The following is a 2,173-nucleotide window of genomic DNA, read 5'->3' as shown; positions in this document are numbered from 1 at the left end:
TCCGCTTCGTACATCTCGGCGAACAGTCGATCCATCTTCGCCAGCGCTTCGTTCGCCATTACGCGGATCGAACGCAACGGATGCGACTTGGGGACGAAGTCGTCCAGCTTGCGCACGGAAAACAAACTCTCGGTGAAAGTGTCGGCGCCGCGCATGATCTCCAGTGGGTAAGTGGTGGTTCATCTATCAACGCTTCACGAACTCTGCGCGATGACATGTTTCAGCGGTACTTCAGCAACCTGTTAAGGCATCGCTGCTCACCGCTGGCAGAAAGCTAGTAAATCGCCGTCGGTGTTTGTTCGATGCCGCTCTCGGTCTGAACGTAAAACCGAGAAACGTGAACTGCACGTTCGGATGAGTGCCAGTGCGATTACTGTCCTTGCAATACACGATCTTCGACTTCTCCGGATGCATCGTCAGGCCACACTCTCCCAGCCGTGCTGCAATCGCTTGCATCACGGATTGCGCCTCTGCCAGACTACGGCAATGAACCACCGCGTCGTCGGCGTAACGTGCAAAGGGCGATTGCGGCCATGTCCGCTGCATCCAGCTATCGAACGCATAGTGCATAAACAGATTCATCAAGATCGGGCTGACCACGCCGCCCTGAGGTGTACCCCGCGTGCGAGGCAAACTTGCCCCATCCGCAGTTTCGAACGGCGCAGTCAGCCACCGCTCGACGTACAACAGGATCCAGCTCTCCTTGATATGGCGTCGCACCGCTTTCATCAGCAACGCATGGTCGATCTGGTCGAATGCCGCCTTGATGTCAAACTCAACAACCCAGTCGTATTTCCAGCAACGCGTACGCGTCACGGCAATCGCCTGTTTAGCCGACTTTCCCGGCCGATACCCATACGAATCTTCATGGAATATCGGATCAAGGGTCGGCTCGATCATCAGCTTGACCACACTTTGCGCCACCCGATCAGATACGGTGGGAATCCCCAGCTGTCGCGTGCCGCCCTTGGCCTTCGGAATCTCAACCTGCTTCACCGGTGGCGGGAAGTACGACCCCGACGACATCCGATTCCACAGCTTGTACAGATTTCCCGAAAGGTTCTGCTCGAACATGGCGATAGTTTCATCATCCACGCCCGCAGCCCCGCGGTTAGCCCTCACCAACTGGTACGCTTCCCACACCACCCGTTTCGCAATGCTGTACGGTTTCGTTGATGTCATGTCACTCATCCCCGCAGTGCAGGTTGGCGACCTTCGTCAACAGGATAACGCCGCCCCTTCGCTCCACCTTCATTACAAAGGCTTCAACACTACTACGGGCAGCTCCGCCCCTCGCTCCGACATCGGTATTCTTCCTCATGGTGTCTGCCATTTGTCATTTCCCTTTGCATTCGAAGCAAGGTTCTCACGTTCCATACCAAAGCCTGTATTGAGTTCATGCCGCCTATACACCGGCTGCCATCGGGTCCGTAATCAGGTGTCGTCCCGACTGATCCTGGAGCTACCTTTCGACTCCAGTTTTGACAGCGCTTTATAGAAAACTAACGATGCGTCGTCGGACGGTTTGCTTTCGCTCATCTGCTCAACACGTACCTGCCACCCTAGCCGGGTGACTTTTCCCCGGTCGCTCACCACCACGCCTTTTGGACGCAGCAGCACCGGGCGGTTTGAAGCCTGCTCCTGAAAGCCGACTTCGGGAGGCCTGCTCCCATCTTCAGTACAGCATCGCAGACTTTCGCCTGCGTTCGTGACACACAAAGATAACTTTTCTTATCATAAGGCGCTCATTTTCTCGAAAAAACACTTATGAATGAAAACGTGCCGCGCCTTTCGGCCGTAGATAAGAGCGCCCGTCAAGGGGCAGCTCTATCGTCTATTGCATGCTGTGCGGCACCAAATCCTGCTGTCAAGGCGTCGTCCACCGTGCCGAAGAGGCGGTTTCCTTCTGCGACGAGCCGAATCGGCGGGTCTGTCATAGATTTTGTGTTCAAGGCATAACATGTAGCTCAAGGAGCATGTATGCCACGCAAACCCAAGACAACTACCGAAGCGCAGACAGCGTTACCGTCCATTCCGAAGGAGCTGATCGACCAGTTCGTGAAGGGACCCATGACCGCCGAAGCGGTGCACGCCGCTTCAGCCGCGTTCAAGAAGGCGCTGATCGAGCGGGCGCTGGGTGCCGAACTTGGACACCATCTGGGTTATCCGGCGG

1 protein-coding gene and 2 pseudogenes are annotated in these 2,173 nt (G+C 56.0%); 1 reads left to right on the top strand and 2 read right to left on the bottom strand.

Annotated features, from left to right (window positions below; translation table 11 throughout):
• Nucleotides 1-155: pseudogene (locus M3I54_RS44045) on the bottom strand (IS5/IS1182 family transposase); the annotation flags it as partial.
• A gap of 76 nt (nucleotides 156-231) precedes the next feature.
• Nucleotides 232-1,182, bottom strand: coding sequence for a group II intron reverse transcriptase/maturase (gene ltrA / locus M3I54_RS44040; RefSeq protein ID WP_254346666.1), 951 nt, complete (start codon nucleotides 1,180-1,182; stop codon nucleotides 232-234).
• A 798-nt stretch (nucleotides 1,183-1,980) separates the two neighbouring features.
• On the opposite strand from ltrA, the pseudogene M3I54_RS44035 reads away from it, so the two are divergent.
• Nucleotides 1,981-2,173, top strand: a pseudogene (locus tag M3I54_RS44035) (IS256 family transposase); the annotation flags it as partial.

It is taken from the genome of Paraburkholderia sp. CNPSo 3274 (genome assembly GCF_024206475.1).
Lineage (GTDB): Bacteria > Pseudomonadota > Gammaproteobacteria > Burkholderiales > Burkholderiaceae > Paraburkholderia.
This window is presented reverse-complemented; position numbering and strand designations above follow the sequence as displayed.